The organism is Paenibacillus borealis, from assembly GCF_000758665.1.
Lineage (GTDB): Bacteria > Bacillota > Bacilli > Paenibacillales > Paenibacillaceae > Paenibacillus_AQ > Paenibacillus_AQ borealis.
The window spans coordinates 7,479,956-7,497,798 of the sequence record NZ_CP009285.1; the positions used below are offsets into that span (position 1 = coordinate 7,479,956).

The window sequence follows — 17,843 nt, forward strand, 5'->3', positions numbered from 1 at the left end:
TCCTTTCAAATCAAAGCACATCTGAAAAATGGGGACTCAATTTTTTAAACAAACTAGCTCCAACTACCAAAAGAAATCCAGTGATTAACCAAAAATAAATGGTTAAGTTATAGTGATGCCAAAACCATATTTTATTAATCAATGAATCTCGATAACCTTCCACAATGTAATACATAGGATTTAATTTAAATATCCAATGAAATTTAGTAGGAACTTGATTGAACGACCAAAATATTGGTGTAAGCCAAAAACCAAATTGCAATATAATATTCACCACTTGCCCAACATCTTTCAAAAAAACATTAAGTGCAGATACAACCCAAGATAGTCCAGTCAGAAAAAGAAATAAAATAAATGAATAATAAAATATCTGAAACTGATATAAATCTATGGGTCTACCATAAAAGTAATAAATTATTAAACTCAACGCGATAAATACAATATGAACTATTAATGCCGACGCAATTTTAACAACAGGTAACAAGAACGTATTAAACGCTACTTTTTTTACTAAAAAACTATTTTGTTCAATTGAAGTGGTAGCTGACGCCAAACTTTCAGAAAAGAAAAACCATGGAACAATACCCGCTAAAAGCCATAAAATAAACGGTGCATTTTCAACAGGGTTATTTCTAAACCCAACTTGAAACACAAACCAATAAATTAGAATCAATAAAATCGGTTGAAAAAAACCCCAAAAGCTCCCTAACGTTGATCCAAGATACCTAGCTTTAAAGTCTTTTTTAGCAAGCTCTTTAACCATGTTTCTTTGTTTAATAATACTGAGGGTATAATTAAATAACGTCATAATAATTCTCCTTCTAAGTCACTATCTCAGATACATATTAACAAGCTCGTAGCCCTTTACTCAAAAAACACCAAGAGTGCACGGCATAATTTAGTGTTATGAATAATTCCGATTTAATCCGTTGATAATCGTAAATAGGCTTTCAAATCAATAACTCAGATAACATTATTATCAAAAAAATCAATGAGAGTCATTTATTATTCTATCAATAATTAATCTGAACTTTTTAACAAGGTAAAAGAAGAACTAAAATTACCATCTAATACAGCAACATTTCATATGATCCCTCTCTTTAACGTCATCAGAAGTATATGTCTTTAATTTCAAAACGAATATATACTGACTCTGAATATAATCATATGTTAAAATATCCTCGTACCTACAGGAAAAGGAGATCATAACGTGTCGAAACCAGTATACGGTAAAAATGCTGTACAGTCGAGAAATGTTGAAAAGATATCCAGTTACATATGGGCTTTGGGTATTGGTTTCATTGTGTTTTTGGTTTGGACCCCGTTTCAAGTGGGATTGTTTAATGGGCAGCAGATCGACTTCGAGAAGCCGATTTATGTGTCTTCACTGCTGAGCAGCCTCTTGCTGCTGGTATGGATAGGCTTATACTTCACAAAGTTCAAGCTGGAAGGACAGCGTGACTTGCTGGCTGTGGCCTCGCTGCTGCTTCCCGCTACGTACGCGTTGTCGCTTATTGGCGCTGTTTCGCATTATATGGCGATGAACCTGCTGTTTATACAGAGCATGTATGTCGCAATATTCATTATAGCGTTATATCTGCTCCAGCAAAAGCAACTAAATGTTGTCATTCAGAATGCCATTCTGGCGATTGCGTATTTCATTGTAGGCTTCGGTCTGTTGAACTGGCTTGGAAGCTGGAAATTCGCCGGAGGACTTGTTGGCTGGTTCTCTAATACCGTACGCGGTGGTAAATATTTGGATGCGGTAATGACAGACTCTAACGGGCTGCGTCTGACTTCCATTTTCCAGTATGCCAACACTTACGCTGCGTTCCTGATGGCTTTCTTGTTTGTTGCTGTGTTTGCACTCGTCCGCTCTAAAAAATGGTACGGCACATTGACTCACAGTTTCATGCTTGTACCGATTATTGTATCTCTGCTGCTGACCCTATCCCGTGGCGGACTCGTAATGCTGCCTGTTGTGTTTATTCTTCTTCTGTTGTTCCTGAAGCCTGCTCAGCAGATTCTGTGGATTATTCATCTTGCCATTTCTGGTATCGCTGCTCTGCTGGTTACCAGCCCGCTGACTACGCTTGGAACAGAGTTGAATACCACCTTCACTTCGTCAGCCGCGTTAAAGGCCTGGGCGTACCTGCTTGTGGCCTCAGCGGTTGTTGCAGTTCTTGGCTGGGCGGTTCAGCGATTTGCTTCTCCGCGGTTGCAAGAGAAGCTGGGAAGCTGGGAAACACGTAAATTAACAGGGCTGTGGATTCCACTCGGTTCAATCGTTCTTGTAGCTATTGTTGCTTTCCTGCTTATCGGGACAAGCGTACGTAGTATATTACCTGATAATATCGAAACACGGCTGGAGAACATTAACTTTAAACAGCATAGTGTACTGGAGCGCATCACTTTTTATAAGGATGCTATGAAGGTTGTTAAGGATTATCCGATAATCGGATCCGGCGGCGGAGGCTGGGCTTCCTTATATGAGCATTATCAGAACAACCCTTATGTAAGCCGTCAGGTTCACAATTTCTTCCTTCAGTATTTGATTGAGGTTGGAATCGTCGGATTTATCGTGTTTATGGGCTTTATCGGTTATATTTTCTACAAATACATCCGCGCTTACCTGAAACGGGACAAGGACGAGTTCAACAATGGATTCTTCTTCTACATTATCGCTTTATCCATTCTTGTTCACAGTCTGCTGGACTTTAACATGAGTTATGCGTTCATGGGGATTCTGGTGTTCATCGGTTTGGCTGGTATGGGAGCGGTTATGGACAACAAGCCTCTGCGCCAGAGCTGGAACAAGGCTGGACTACGCTTCGGGTACTTTGCTGTGCTGGCCATCGGCTCTGTGTTCCTGCTCTTCCTGTCCATCAGCTACATCGGGTCCAGCAATGCTGCACTCAAAGGTAAAAATCTAGTTAGCGTGAGTCAATCATACGAAGAGATTAAGACTCCGCTGGTCGAAGCACTGCAGAGTCGTCCTTTCCACCCGGAATCGGCAATCTATCTTGCATCCCTTGACCTGACGGTCTTTAAACAAACACAAGATGAGCAGTATCTGGCTGAAGCTTATGATGTTCTGAGCCGTGCACTCAAGGATGAGCCTTACAATAAAGATCTACTGAAACAATTGATCAGTTACTACGATCTCAAAGGACAAAGTGACCTGGGCTTCAATGTCTACCGCGACAACGCAGATAAATTCAATTGGGACATCGATTGGTATGAGGCATTGATTAGCCGGGCACAGGCTTTTGCAGCTGCTGCCAATGTGCAAAAAGACGAAGCTAAGAAACAGGAGTACCTGACTGCCGGTCTTGAAGCATACCAGCATGTGGTTGACGGTGTAGAGCACCTGAAGACTTTGCCGCCTGAACAGCTGCAGGGCCGTCCGTTCTCAATCACGCCAACAATTGCATTGAATGCCGGCAAGCTGCAAATGCTGTCAGGCCAAGCTGAGCAAGCTGCTGCTACGTTGAAGCTCGGTTTTGCAGACAACTATGCAGATATCGTCAGTAGCACAACACTATGGGACACTAACTGGTATAGCTCTCTGATTGCCCGTGCCTTCGAACTGGCACAACAATCCTTCGCTCAGCAGGATGAGGCTAACAAAATCATTCATCTCAACATTGGACTGGATGCCTACAATCAAGTGGCATCTGATCTGCAAGGCCAGCCTCTTCCTTCGTCAATCAACTTGAATGCAGGAAAACTCCAGTATATGGCAGGTCAGGTGCAGGCAGCCGCAGCCACTTTAAAGCTTGCCTTGAGCGATGATTACAGTGATGCAGCCAACCGCGAAGCAGCCCGCTGGTATTTAGCTGCACTGAAGAAATCAGAGACCGCGCAAGACCAGACAGTCTATGATAAGCTCATTGCCGCTGATCCTGCAGAGGCTGCAGAGATTGACGTCATTGTGAATACACAATACTAAAACGTTCAAAGGATACACCCTAAGAACGCATAGAGAAAAGCGGTCCACTGTCTGGATACAGTGGACCGCTTTTTTATGATTAAATGATGATATTCCACTCAAGATTGTAGTTAATAATGATTCAACCTGCTACCTGCTGTACAGCTTTTCTTCATTTTCTATAACCTCTTTAAGATACTGCAACAGCCCTTCTTTAAGCTCCTCATGCTGAAGCGCATAATGGATGCTCGTCTGAATGAAGCCCATTTTCTCGCCCACATCATGACGTTTGCCTTCGAAATCATACGCAATAATCCGCTCTACTTCGCTCAAGCGGGAGATAGCATCCGTAAGCTGAATCTCTCCACCTACCCCCACCTGCTGCTCACCAAGCATATCGAAGATACGCGGAGTCAGGATATAGCGTCCCAGAATAGCGAGATTCGATGGAGCATCTTCTCTCTTCGGCTTTTCGACTAGCCGGTTGGCCTTGTATACACGTTCTGCTAATTCAGTTCCATCCACCAGTCCATACCGGGAAACCTCTTCCCATGGCACCTGCTGAACTCCCACAATAGAGGATTTGTACTGATCGTACACATCAATCATCTGCTTGAGACAAGGCTTGTCCGACTCTACAATATCATCCCCAAGCAGAACGGCGAAAGGTTCATTGCCGATGAATTTACGTGCGCACCAGATGGCATGGCCCAGGCCACGGGGTTCTTTTTGACGGATGTAGTGGATATCGGCCATTTCCGAGGATTTACGTACCGATTCCAGTAGCTCCCACTTCTGTTTCTCAGCCAGGTTGAACTCCAATTCAAACGAATTGTCAAAGTGGTCTTCAATGGCACGCTTGCCTTTCCCGGTCACAATGATGATATCTTCAATCCCGGAAGCAACCGCTTCTTCAACAATATATTGGATCGTCGGTTTGTCTACAATCGGCAGCATTTCTTTGGGCATCGCTTTGGTCGCGGGCAGAAAGCGGGTACCCAGACCAGCCGCGGGAATAATGGCTTTACGGATCTTCATGACATAGCTCCTTCTGGCTTCTTGTTTTCACCACTAATTTCTTATAGAAAAATGGCATATTTGATTCAATTATAGCAGTTATAGCAGAATATTGGCAGGGTGATTGTGTTGCATAGTGTGCATCTGGGATTCAGTTTTTTTGTTAGAAGGGACGCTTTCAATTGATAGTCAAAAAAGAGGCCAGCCTGTTCCGAAGATTATAAATTGAGACTTCGGAATAAGCTGGCCTGTATACAGTTATTACTTCTTACTTCGCATTAACTAACTGCCCGCGTGTTACCCCAAGCTGGTTGGTGGCCTTCAGGCTCTTCCAAACCTGCGTTCCGGAGATTTCACCACGCAAAGCGCGACTGTAAAGGCTAATGACCTCAGCTACCTGCTCCGGTGTTTCCTCCAAGAACTCTATTCGGAAAGAAGATACGCCAAGCTCACGGAAGTGATTCAGGTATTCAGCGCCTGACTGTTCAACGGCGTTATAGACAGTGTTGCGGCAGCCTTCGTCTACACGGACAGGATGGGACATGCCGATCCGGTCCTGCAGCGAAGCACGCTGCTCCTCGCAAGGACGGCCACAGTTCGTGTAGTCAGTACCTTCACTCATGAAGGTGCAGTATACGCAGTGCTCAGTGTGGAACATCGGCAGATGCTGGTGAATAACAACCTCCATCCGCGAGGTGTCGCTGTGTCCGAGCAGATCAACCATCTGCTGGATGTTCAGGTCATACGACGGTGTCACCACATCACAGCCGGCATTCAGGAACAGATCAACTGCTCTGTGGTTGGCGATATTCAGCGAGAAATCGCCGATCAGCCGGGGATGCACAGCATCCGGATGCTCCATCCGGTGGCGCAGGTAATAATACAGCGCGCCGGTATTGCGCACCAGCACAGCATCCGGCTGCAGCCGCAGGATGTTGGCATGGTAGCCGTTCTCGTTCGGCATATGGATGCGCGGTGTAGCCAGCGTGATGCTGGCCCCTACAGCCCGCACAGCGTCTACTGCCGCCGGGAACTGCTTGATGAACTCGAAATCGGCGTAAATGCTCGTCACGCTGGCTTCGAGCGCAGCCTGCACCTGCGGCAGGCTGCGGCACAGCGCGGTGAGCTCCGCTTCACCGCGCGCCTCTGCGGCGCCCCTGCGGGAGGCGCCGCCGTAGACCTCTACCTCCCGTTTCACATACACGGGAGGCTTCGGGCGCTCGCCTGCAAGCAGCTCCACCGCCTGGCGGCGGATGCTGTTCAGCTCGCGCATGGGCACAATCACGTCGCCTTGCAGATGCGACTCCAGCGCTTCAAGCTGGAATACGGTTCCGCCCAGGCGGCCGAATTGTTCTTCCAGCAGCGCGGTATCCATCGGACGCTTCTGCGCTGTCTCCAGCGCGAGCTCCGAATCCACACGGACGGTTACCTTCTTCTGAATGTCCGTCCACCAAGTCGTCAGCTTCCCACCGGCGCAGCCTTGCACTCTCACATGAACCGGGAAGACCCGGTACGGCTTCTCGGTCTCGTAAGACTGCCGCAGCGCCTTGTCGAGTGCCGGATCATTCGTCTTCCAGATGCGGTCACCCACATGCAGACGGCGCAGATCCACGTCATTACGGCCAGGCACGATGTCGATGATCCAGCCTTCTCCGGCTTCGCCCTCCAGCTTGACCCCTTTACGGCGCAGATCATAGACGCGGCCGCCTTCTTCCTTCTTGGTCGGATCTCCGGCATCGAACACAATTCCGTCTCCGCGCTTAAGCGGGGCATGAATACGGCAGACCACGCCATCGCGCAGAATCTGCTCAACCGTTCCCATGTACACACCCCGGCTTTTCGGGAAGGTGCCATCGACTAATTTTTTATTATTAGTTCCGTCCAGGAAACCATGGGTGAAGCCGCGCGAGAAGCTCTGCTGCAGTTCACGCATGTCCTCCTTCGAGGTAGGTGTCCAGTTGCCGTCAAAATACTTATCAATCGCCTTACGGTATTTGCTGACCACATTTGCTACGTATTCCGGAGTCTTGAGCCGGCCTTCAATTTTGAAAGAGGTCACTCCTGCTTCAATCAGTTCAGGCATCAGATCAATAGCAGCAAGATCTTTCGGGGACAGCAGATAGGTTACATCACCCATCGGTTTCACTTCTCCATCTACCATCAGGTCATACGGCAGGCGGCAGGCCTGAGCGCATTCTCCGCGGTTCGCAGAGCGTCCGCCCCACATTTCGGAAGTCAGACACTGTCCGGAGTAGGATACACAAAGCGCACCATGCACGAAGACTTCCATCGGCAGGCGGGCTTGTTCGCCAATCGTGCGGATCTGCTTCAGATTATTTTCACGGCCAAGGACTACACGCTCCAGCCCCCAAGGCTTCGTGAATTCCACCGCTTCCGGTGAAGTGATCGTCATTTGCGTAGAGCCGTGAATCGGGAAGTCCGGTGAGATCTCACGAATCATTTGGACCAGACCCAAATCCTGTACTATAACCGCATCCACACCGGCATCTACGCAGGCATCGATCAGTTCTTTTGCATCCGGCAGCTCATTCTCAAACACCAGTATATTAAAGGTCAGAAACCCCTTCACTCCATAGCTGTGCAGAAATGCCATAATCTCCGGCAGCTCGTCCATACGGAAGTTGTTGGCTCTGGCCCGTGCATTGAATTTCTCTACGCCAAAAAAGACAGCATCCGCCCCGTTCGCCACTGCTGCACGCATGCAGTCCCAGTCTCCCGCCGGAGCCAGCAGCTCCACGTCTTCTCTGCGTAATCCTTGCTCTTTCATTTATATCCTCCCAAGCCGCCTGTTCGGCGGGTCATTTACAGCTTTTTAACTTATTAATTGTATCAAATATCACACCTCTGCGCCATCGAAATGGCAAGAATTATATGAATAATAGGAGGACAGAAGCATCCATGCTGCTTTTTTTCTTTTACATCGCAATTCTCCAGTGCACGAAATACCGTCCGGCTGTAATAAATCATATCTTTTCCATGATTCTACACTATCCTCAAGCTCTTTCCCTTACAGAAAAAAACGCCCCGCTGCCTACCGGCAACCGAGACGTTCTTCGTACGAGCTACTTTTACGCTAAGAATAAACTATGAGGATTCCCCCACCCAAACGACCCCAACACCCTCTCCAGCACCGCCTGCTGGCTGGCCGTTGCATTCGCATCATTTAGCGTGACCGTGATCGTGAACACCACATCATTTTTGCTGAAAATGATGTTTCGCGTGCTCACCGGGATGCTGTTCTTGGTTTGTTGTACAGTGAGGATCGTGGCAGGCACTCCCGCAAAGGTGGTTTCCTCCACGCTTTTCACCTGCGGCCCTTTCGGGTCTTTTTTGGTGTTCTGGTAATAGCTCTGCAGTTGGCTGACGGCATATTCCATGGTAACATCCGGACTGGCATAAATCTGGAACCGTCCGCCGGTGAAGCGGTATTCCACGGTCTGACTCTCAAATATATCCTGATACGGCGTCCACAGACGCGGAATATCAATGCTGTAGCCGTAAGCCTTGGAGCGCTTAGTGACTGATTTGGTGCTAAGCAGCGCGTAATCATCGGTTTCCAGACGGCCAAAGTTCTCCTTGATCTGGGTGAAATCAATATCTATCGAGTTTAGCACATCCGTGAACCGCGCCTTGTCGCTGTCCTGTCCTGACTCTGTCCGGTATTCAAAATAGTAGCGGTAGCCGTTCTTCAGCAGCAAAATCTGATATTCCGTACTCCAGCCGTTGCCTGGATTGAGTCCCATTTCATTGATCAATACCGGCTCACCGGAGACTTTGCCTGCTATGCTGTCCTTCAGAGTATAAGCTTCGGTTACATAGGTGTCACGCAGCTGCGCCTCCAGTTCCCGGCTCCAGCTCTCGAGCGTCGAGCCCGCAGGTGCGGAGCTCACTTTTACACGCAGATAGCTACCCTGCTTGCTCTCATAATATAAATGCTGGTCATCCACACTCCAGTCTGCCGGCACCAGCAGCGAGATGCCATAATCTTCGTTGTATCCTTCGCGCAGTCCGTTGGTGACTGTGGAGAGATCGCGAATGCTTTTGTCGGAAGAATTATATGAAGTTTGAAAAGAGTCCAGCAACACCGCATATTGATCCAGGTCTTTATAGTTCACCGCGTTATCATCCGTCAGATAGACCTCATACAGCCTGCCGCCGGCATAATATTGTCTGCCCTCCCATAGCGCTCCGCTGGAATCCTTGCTGACTATCCGGGCGTAAGGAACCTTGGCTCCAGGTACAACCTTCCGGTCCAGCACAGTCTCCCCGCCTTCCTCCGACGATCGCACCAGATTCTCCAGCAGCCCTTCCGGATCCAGCGGCACCTCAAGCGCCGAAGCATGGACCTCCAGATAATAATCATTTTCTGCACTCATAAAAGTCGCTACACTCTCATTGTCCCCGCTGTCACCCACAACAAGTCCGGGCGGGTAGTTCATGCTCCACTCAAAATAACTGTTGCCGATCCGGGTTTTGCCGACATCACTGTCGATGCCGCTCTCCGGTTCGGCTGCCGCCTCCTTCTCCGAAGGAGTAAGTGTAACCAGCAAGCCTCCGCCATCTGCCGCAGTAACCCGCGCGCCGAGCACTCCGGTCACGAACCGCAGGGGCACCATCAGCACACCGGAAACCATACGCGGCGGCGCAGCAAGCTTTATTTTGACGCCATCCTTCCAGGCAGTAGTGCTTCCTATCGTCATTGCTCCGGTGTGCGGGCCGTACATGACCTTCACCACATCGCTTCCTTCCAGGGAGACGGTGCTGCCGAATGCTTTTTTGAAAATCCCCAGCGGTACCATGACCGCCCCGCTCTCCGTAAACGGCTTCTGAATCGCTATCGGCTCCCCGTTAACCGTTGCGGAGGTACTGCCCACTTTCAGGCTTAGCTTAAGTAATGCACCTTCCGCCGCATAAGCATCCCCGGCCGGAAATATGGCCAGCAGCAATAGAAATACCAGCATGACAGACAGTCCGCGGGGTATATATTTTAACCCTAATCGCCGCATCCCTGTTCCTGAAAGCCTTCTACTCTTCCGCCTGAGCATCGTCATCCACCTCCGCCTCTTCCGCATTCACCAGAGGATCACCTTGGCCAAGGACCAGGCTTCTGGCGACGATATCGCCGTCACTTTGCATGAGCAGCTTGACCACTGCACCCGGCTTGTATTGCTTGAACCATTCGTTAATATCCACAAGCGACGTGACCCGGTGGCCGTCTATCGCATACAGCACATCTCCCTCGGCAATCCCCGCCTTACGCGCTTCTGTAGTGACTACCTTCGTAACCGTTAAAGGCTCCTGCGTAGGCAGCCCCACAATCACGGGCCAGCTCTCCTCCAGTTCAACTCCGAGACTCGGGCGGCGGACTTCACCGTATTTGAGCAGCTGATTCATAATATACTGCACCGTATCGGCCGGAATGGAGAAGCCCATATTTTCCACGCCTACTGCCGCATATTTCAAGCTGTTGACCCCGAGAATCTCACCCTTCATGCTGACCAGCGGACCTCCGCTGTTACCGGGGTTGATCGCAGTATCGCTCTGAATCAGCCGGTAAGCCGCATCCACCGAACGGTTGAGACCGCTGATCACTCCCACTGTAGCCGAATTTCTGAGGGAGAACGAAATAGGTGTGCCGATCGCTATGACCTTCTCTCCAACTTGTATGCCTGCTGAGCTGGTGGCGAACTTTGCCGGCTTCAGGGATTTAGCCTTAATCTTGATTAGAGCGAGGTCACTCAACTCATCCATATATGTATCTGTGATGTTATAGCTTGTACCGTCTGAGGTAACCACTACTGCATTCTGCAACCCTGTCATGACGTGGGCATTGGTAATGATCCACCCGTCCGCTTTGACGATAATCCCGGAGCCGTGTGTCAGATTGTAGCGGTCATCCGGGCCTCCAGGCTCACCACTGGCTTTCCCGATAATGCCCACAACCGATGGTGACACAGCGCGGATGATTTGCGGTACCGGATCAACTGCGGGCTTAGCCATTTGCTCCTTGTTAACGGGTTTGACTCCGCCTACTTCTCCAGCCGTTACAGAACCTGCCCCTCCGTACACCGCACTAAGTGCAGACAGCGGGCTGCCTGTGAATCCCGACAATAGCAATCCGCACAACAGCACAACACCGCTCCGGGCAACTGCATTCTTTCTCCCGTTCATCGCCTTCCCCCTTTCTCCTGCACAGCTGATTCTTGTACAACACGATTTCCATTGCTCATAGCACATGAATTATATTTTGTAAAAAAAGACGCCTTTAGGGTCGCCGGGTGGCGGGTAAAGGTGTCTTTGGAAGACCTTGCTTCTGAAGTTAGTTGTGCCTGAGCTTAGCTGAACCAATTCATAACCATTGCATAATCAGAGACTGCAAAAACCAGCAGGCTCACCACCCCGAAGCCGATTGCAAATTTGTTCTTCTGCGGAGCTTTCAATAGCCGGACCACACCGATAAAAATCAGGATCGTGAATAGAATCATAAATACATCGAAGGTATGAAATGTAGACGGTTCTTGCGCGGCAGCTTCTGCAAGCAGCATGGCAATCCCTCCCTGAAAGTGTTGTCAAGCAAGTTCATCTAATCCATATCACCTTCTATGTTATCGCTACCATTTCAGTGACGCAATAGAAATTGTCTAAAAATTATGTATTTGTCATAAAAAATATTTCTGAAGGCGGAAATGCGCTCCGATCCAGAGATATTCGTCATTGACCATCTGGAGTGATTGTGTTTGTGGTTTTCAAAGAACCGGTTCTCACTGCAACCCTTAAACAACCTCTGCTAATCATTCAACGCAAAACCCTCTCTTTGAATCTTACTGCGGACATGCTGTAGTTATGCCTGCTCCACTTGTCCGTGGCCTGCTTAATTTGCGGCTGCGAACATGAAGCCGTACGCTACAACTCTCATTGTAAAATTCCGGACGGTGATGTTACGATCAGTCATGCAGAACTGGAGGTGCCGCCGGCTTGAAATACATCGAATTCGGAATAGGAAACACATGGTTTGTACGAACGGAGACTGAGAAGCCTGATGGTACGGAGACCGAAGCACCGGGAATTATTGGTCCAATTAAATTCCGTTCCCTGTATCTCAGACTCTGGATCCGAAGAACGGTATGGATCCTGGATTCACAGGACGGCTTCAAACGAAATTCAAAAACGCGCAGTCAATTCAAAATCATCCTCGGCATCCGTAGTGAGTTGTAGTAAAAAATAACCCATGCCCACCTTGAGGTGGGCATGGGTTATTTAAGATTGGAGCTTCCTCCGGTTACACCGTGTCAGAGGTCTGAAGTTCAAGCGCCTCAGTACGCTCTGTGTCGCGGATGAGGACTGGCTTCAGATACCGGCCGGTGTAGGATTCCTCAACAGTAATCAGCTTCTCCGGCGTTCCTGTCGCAAGTACAGTACCGCCGCCGCTGCCGCCTTCCGGACCCATATCAATAATGTAGTCGGCTGTCTTGATCACATCGAGGTTATGCTCAATGACCAGCACCGATTCGCCGGAATCCACCAGACGGTGCAGTACCTCAAGCAAACGGCCGATGTCATCCACATGCAGGCCGGTTGTCGGCTCATCCAGAATGTACAGCGTCTTGCCGGTACTGCGGCGGTACAGCTCGGAAGCCAGCTTCACGCGCTGCGCTTCACCACCGGACAAGGTTGTCCCCGGCTGGCCAATGTTAATGTAACCCAGACCCACATCAAGCAGTGTCTGCATTTTACGGTGGATACGGGGAATATTCTTGAAGAATTCCGTTGCATCCTCGACGGTCATCTCCAGTACATCGGAGATGCTTTTGCCTTTATATTTCACTTCCAGCGTTTCGCGGTTATACCGTTTGCCTTTGCAGACTTCACAGGGCACATACACATCCGGCAGGAAGTGCATCTCAATCTTGATAATTCCGTCTCCACGGCAAGCCTCACAGCGGCCGCCCTTCACATTGAAGCTGAAGCGTCCCTTCTGGAAGCCGCGTACCTTGGCCTCATTGGTCTTGGAGAACAGGTCGCGGATATCATCGAACACGCCTGTATACGTGGCCGGATTGGAACGTGGTGTACGCCCGATTGGTGACTGGTCAATCTCGATTACTTTATCCAGATTCTCCAGACCGCGGATTTCTTTATGCAGGCCGGGACGGACCTTGACGGCCTTGTTGAGCTGGCGTGCCAGGCTCTTGTAGAGAATCTCGTTAATGAGCGAGGATTTACCGGAACCGGATACTCCGGTTACCGCTGTAAAGACACCAAGCGGAATCTTCACATTCACATTCTTCAGGTTATTCTCTTTGGCACCGCGGATCTCGATCCAACGTTCATTATCGGTAGGACGGCGTTTAGTAGTGACAGGGATGAATTTGCGTCCGCTTAAGTATTCGCCGGTCAGAGAGTTCGGATCGTTCATGATCTCCTGTGGTGTACCTTGAGCAATCACTTGTCCGCCATGTATTCCGGCACCGGGACCAATATCGATAATATAGTCGGCAGCCATCATGGTATCCTCATCATGCTCAACGACGATCAGCGTATTGCCCAGATCGCGCATATGAGCCAGCGTGGCAATCAGCCGGTCATTATCCCGCTGATGAAGCCCAATGCTCGGCTCATCCAGAATATACAGGACACCCATCAGACTGGAGCCAATCTGTGTAGCCAGCCTGATCCGCTGCGCCTCACCGCCGGATAACGAGCCTGCTGCGCGGCTGAGCGTCAGATAGTTCAGCCCTACATTCACGAGGAACCCTAAGCGGCTGCTGATTTCCTTAAGAATCAGATTGGCAATGGCTGTTTCTTTCTCACTGAGCTTGAGATTCTCGAAGAAGTCTAGACAATCTCCAATCGAAAGATCCGTAACATCGGCAACATTCTGCTGATTAATCGTCACGGCCAGAATCTCTTTCTTCAGTCTTTTGCCTTTGCACACATGGCATGGCTTAGCGCTCATGAAGCCTTCGATAAACTCGCGGATGCCTTCGGAGGCCGTATCGCGGTAGCGGCGCTCCAGATTTGGGATGATCCCTTCAAAAGCAACGAGTGCATCCTTACGCTGGCCGAAGTCGTTCTCATAGCGGAAGCGGATCTTCTCACTGCCCGTTCCGTGCAGCAGCTTGGTCATATGCTCCGGCGACAGGCTGCTGACCGGCACATTCTGCGGAATTTTGAAATGCTCACACACCGATTTCAGGAACTGCGGATAATAGTTCGACGTACTGCCTGTCCAGGCCAAGAAAGCACCTTCTTCGATCGACTTCTCCGCATCCGGTATCAGCAGATCCGGATCGACCACCATCTTCACACCAAGCCCGTCACATTCCGTGCAGGCCCCAAACGGGCTGTTGAACGAGAACATGCGCGGAGCAAGTTCTTCTATACTGAATCCGCAAACCGGGCAGGCAAAGCTTGCGCTGAATAAAAGCTCTTCCTGGCCCATCACATCGACCAGAATCTGACCGCCTGACAGCTTCAGTGCGGTCTCTAACGAATCGGTAAGACGGGTTTCTATATCATCCTTAATGACAATCCGGTCGACAACAACTTCGATCGTATGCTTCTTATTCTTCTCCAGTACAATATCTTCCGTAACTTCGCGCAGCTCACCGTCAACACGCACACGGACGAAACCTTGCTTGGAGATATCCGTGAACAAGCCCTTATGTTCACCCTTACGGCCGGAAATTACCGGTGCCAGAATCTGCAGACGGGTCTTCTCCGGATATTGCATAATCCGGTCGACCATCTGCTCGACCGTCTGGGAAGTAATCTCTATGCCATGATCCGGACAATGGGGATGTCCGACCCGGGCAAAGAGCAGCCGCAGATAGTCATAAATTTCTGTAACCGTACCTACAGTCGAACGCGGGTTACGGCTTGTGGTCTTCTGGTCAATTGATATCGCCGGGGATAGCCCGTCAATGGAATCCACATCCGGCTTCTCCATCTGGCCCAGGAACTGGCGGGCATACGCAGACAGCGATTCAACATAACGGCGCTGGCCCTCGGCATATATGGTATCGAATGCCAAAGATGATTTACCCGAGCCGCTCAGTCCCGTCAGCACGACGAAGCGGTCACGCGGAATCGTTACGTCGATGTTCTTGAGATTATGGGCCCTTGCGCCCTTGATTATTATGCTTTCGTTCGCCAACGGTACCTCTCCTTTATAAAAAAACTATTTCAAAAGCTAGTTTTTATATTTTTATTTCAATAGTTCAAAACAAAAGTTCAAATACAAAAATTCTAAATCAAAATTCTAATTCAAAAATTCAAATTCAAAAATTCAAATTCAAAACCAGTTCAAAATATTTTCGATCCCTCCCAAACCCTCCCTTCCAAGGGAGGGCCCCAAGGGTTGCACCCTCTGGACACCCGCAAGCTTGGCGGAAGGAGTTAGGACTAGGATGGAATTGGCTACTGGGGCAATGGGAGCGCTAGTCCCTACGGGACCGCTATACTGCTAGAGCAGGATACGGCTTAGAGCAGGGCTTAGAGCAGATACGGCTCGCTGCTGCTTGCCGGTAACGCTGTCCCGTCGGGATGCGCGAAGGGCTTAACTGCAGGCTGTCCCTGCGGGATACGCGAAGTGCGTAAGTGCAGCTGTCCCTGCGGGATGCGCGAAGGGCAATCTATCTTCAAAAAGAACGGCCAGTGAAGCGCCGTTCCGTGATTATTAAGTGTAAATGCTGGCGGGGCCAGCTTACTCTGCACGCAGTTCGAGTAAAGCATCGCGCAGCTCGGCGGCGCGTTCGAATTGCAGGTTCTTGGCCGCGTCCTTCATCTCGGCCTCCAGACGCTGCATCAGGCTCTGCTTGTCTTTCTTGCTTAGCTTGCCGCCAACACCGGTGAGGTAATCGGCCTTCGACTCGGCCACTTTGGTGGCCTCGATGATGTCACGCACTTTCTTGTTGATTGTCGTAGGGGTGATGCCGTGCTTCTCATTATGGGCAATCTGAATTTCACGGCGGCGCTGGGTTTCGCTCATCGCCTTCTCCATGGAATCCGTAATACGGTCGCCGTACAGAATGACACGTCCATCAGAGTTACGGGCCGCCCGGCCGATCGTCTGAATGAGCGAACGCTCGGAGCGGAGGAAGCCTTCCTTATCGGCATCGAGGATGGCGACAAGGGAGACCTCCGGCAGGTCAAGACCCTCTCTTAATAAGTTAATACCCACCAGTACATGGAACGTACCGAGCCGGAGATCACGCAGGATGGCCATCCGCTCCAACGTCTTGATATCGGAGTGCATGTACCGCACCTTAATCCCGATTTCCTTGAAGTAATCGGTCAGGTCCTCGGACATCTTCTTCGTAAGTGTTGTAACGAGTACACGTTCATCACGTTCTACACGGTCACGGATTTCACTGATCAGATCATCGATCTGCCCCTCTGTAGGGCGTACTTCAATAATCGGATCAAGCAGGCCGGTAGGACGGATAATCTGCTGCACCATAGTATCGCAGTGCTCCATCTCGTAAGGTCCCGGTGTAGCTGAAACATATACAATCTGGTTCACTTTCTCTTCGAATTCCTCGAACTGCAGCGGACGGTTATCCAGCGCGGACGGGAGGCGGAAGCCATGCTCCACCAGCACGGTCTTACGCGCACGGTCACCATTGTACATAGCCCGGATCTGCGGCAGCGTTGCATGGGACTCATCAATAACAATCAGCATATCATCCGGGAAGTAATCCATTAAGGTATATGGAGTCGCTCCCGGCTCACGGAAGGTGAGCGGTCCGGAATAGTTCTCGATACCGGAGCAGAAGCCCACTTCCTTCATCATCTCAATATCATAACGGGTCCGCTGCTCCAGGCGCTGGGCTTCCAGCAGCTTGCCCGCATCACGAAGCACGGCCAGCCGTTCCTCAAGCTCCCGCTCAATGTTGATAATAGCTACACGCATTGTTTCTTCCTGGGTAACAAAGTGCGAAGCCGGGAAGATCGCTATATGATCGCGCTCACCAATCAGCTCTCCAGTGAGAACATCAATCTCGGTAATGCGCTCTATCTCATCTCCGAACAGCTCCACACGGATCGCATGCTCCCCCTGTGAAGCCGGGAAGATCTCGACTACATCACCGCGCACCCGGAACGTCCCGCGTACGAAGTTAATATCATTGCGCTGGTACTGGATATCCACGAGCCGGCTGAGAATCTGATTGCGCGGCTTCTCCATCCCTACCCGCAGTGTCAAAAGCATGCTTCCATATTCCTGCGGCGAACCGAGGCCGTAAATGCAGGACACACTCGCAACAATAATAACGTCACGCCGTTCAAACAACGAACTGGTGGCAGAGTGGCGGAGCTTATCAATTTCTTCATTTATGCTGGAATCTTTCTCTATGAAGGTATCGGAGGAAGGAATGTACGCCTCAGGCTGGTAGTAATCGTAGTAACTGACGAAGTAGTCAACGGAATTGTTCGGAAAAAACTCTTTGAACTCACTCGCCAGCTGCGCAGCAAGCGTCTTGTTGTGCGCTATAACCAGCGTCGGGCGGTTCAGTTTGGAAATCACTTGTGCGATGGTAAAGGTCTTACCTGTACCTGTCGCTCCCAGCAGCGTCTGGTGCTTCTTGCCCTGCCGGATGCCGTCCAATAATTCTTCTATGGCATGAGGCTGATCGCCCTGGGGTGTATACTCGGACTCCAGTTCAAATGTCTTTGTACTGACGACAATATCACTCATTTGCCCGTCTCCCCTCTATCGTCTAAAATATATGAATATATTATAATTGTAGCCCTAATGGTTGCCTATCCATACCGTACTGAAAAATATGGAAGATAGGAATACACGTTCCCGTTTATTATACAGCGTTGCCCAGATTGATGCAAACCATAATATATAGAAATTTAAGGAGCCTGA

11 protein-coding genes are annotated in these 17,843 nt (G+C 49.7%); 2 read left to right on the top strand and 9 right to left on the bottom strand.

The genetic code is table 11. The features are described 5' to 3' along the window. Positions 1-10: 10 nt before the first annotated feature. The gene (locus PBOR_RS31860) at positions 11-808 is read right to left on the bottom strand and encodes an ABC transporter permease (protein ID WP_042217975.1); all 798 of its coding nucleotides are present in this window, start codon (positions 806-808) and stop codon (positions 11-13) included. Between the two features lie 402 nt (positions 809-1,210). On the opposite strand from PBOR_RS31860, the gene PBOR_RS31865 reads away from it, so the two are divergent. After that, a complete protein-coding gene (locus PBOR_RS31865) occupies positions 1,211-3,952 on the top strand; it encodes an O-antigen ligase family protein (RefSeq protein ID WP_042217977.1) in 2,742 nt (913 codons plus the stop codon). 129 nt (positions 3,953-4,081) lie between these two features. Here PBOR_RS31865 and galU read toward each other — a convergent pair whose 3' ends face one another. From galU to PBOR_RS31895, 5 genes are all read right to left on the bottom strand, one after another. Continuing rightward, a complete protein-coding gene (gene galU, locus PBOR_RS31870) occupies positions 4,082-4,969 on the bottom strand; it encodes a UTP--glucose-1-phosphate uridylyltransferase GalU (protein ID WP_042217979.1) in 888 nt (295 codons plus the stop codon). 247 nt (positions 4,970-5,216) lie between these two features. Beyond that, positions 5,217-7,736, bottom strand: coding sequence for a U32 family peptidase (locus PBOR_RS31875; protein ID WP_042217980.1), 2,520 nt, complete (start codon positions 7,734-7,736; stop codon positions 5,217-5,219). Positions 7,737-8,037: 301 nt separating this feature from the next. Continuing rightward, a complete protein-coding gene (locus PBOR_RS31885; protein ID WP_052429727.1) occupies positions 8,038-9,930 on the bottom strand; it encodes a stalk domain-containing protein in 1,893 nt (630 codons plus the stop codon). Between the two features lie 64 nt (positions 9,931-9,994). After that, on the bottom strand, positions 9,995-11,140 hold the full coding sequence (locus PBOR_RS31890) for a S1C family serine protease (protein ID WP_081972267.1): 1,146 nt from the start codon (positions 11,138-11,140) through the stop codon (positions 9,995-9,997). Positions 11,141-11,304: 164 nt separating this feature from the next. Further along, entirely contained in the window at positions 11,305-11,514 is a 210-nt protein-coding gene (locus PBOR_RS31895; protein ID WP_042217986.1) for a DUF2759 family protein, read from the bottom strand. Positions 11,515-11,944: 430 nt separating this feature from the next. Here PBOR_RS31895 and PBOR_RS31900 point away from each other — a divergent pair, with 430 nt between their 5' ends. Continuing rightward, positions 11,945-12,184, top strand: coding sequence for a DUF3977 family protein (locus tag PBOR_RS31900; RefSeq protein ID WP_042217988.1), 240 nt, complete (start codon positions 11,945-11,947; stop codon positions 12,182-12,184). Positions 12,185-12,248: 64 nt separating this feature from the next. Here the strand turns inward: PBOR_RS31900 and uvrA are convergent, their stop codons facing one another. The 3 genes from uvrA to uvrB form a co-directional block, all read right to left on the bottom strand. Then, positions 12,249-15,125 (bottom strand): excinuclease ABC subunit UvrA, encoded by a 2,877-nt coding sequence (gene uvrA, locus PBOR_RS31905; RefSeq protein WP_042217989.1) that lies wholly within the window; start codon positions 15,123-15,125, stop codon positions 12,249-12,251. 338 nt (positions 15,126-15,463) lie between these two features. Continuing rightward, a complete protein-coding gene (locus PBOR_RS37875) occupies positions 15,464-15,685 on the bottom strand; it encodes a hypothetical protein (RefSeq protein ID WP_218918871.1) in 222 nt (73 codons plus the stop codon). After that, the gene (uvrB, locus tag PBOR_RS31910) at positions 15,675-17,666 is read right to left on the bottom strand and encodes an excinuclease ABC subunit UvrB (protein ID WP_042217990.1); all 1,992 of its coding nucleotides are present in this window, start codon (positions 17,664-17,666) and stop codon (positions 15,675-15,677) included. The genes PBOR_RS37875 and uvrB overlap by 11 nt, the downstream gene beginning before the upstream one ends. Positions 17,667-17,843 lie beyond the last annotated feature (177 nt).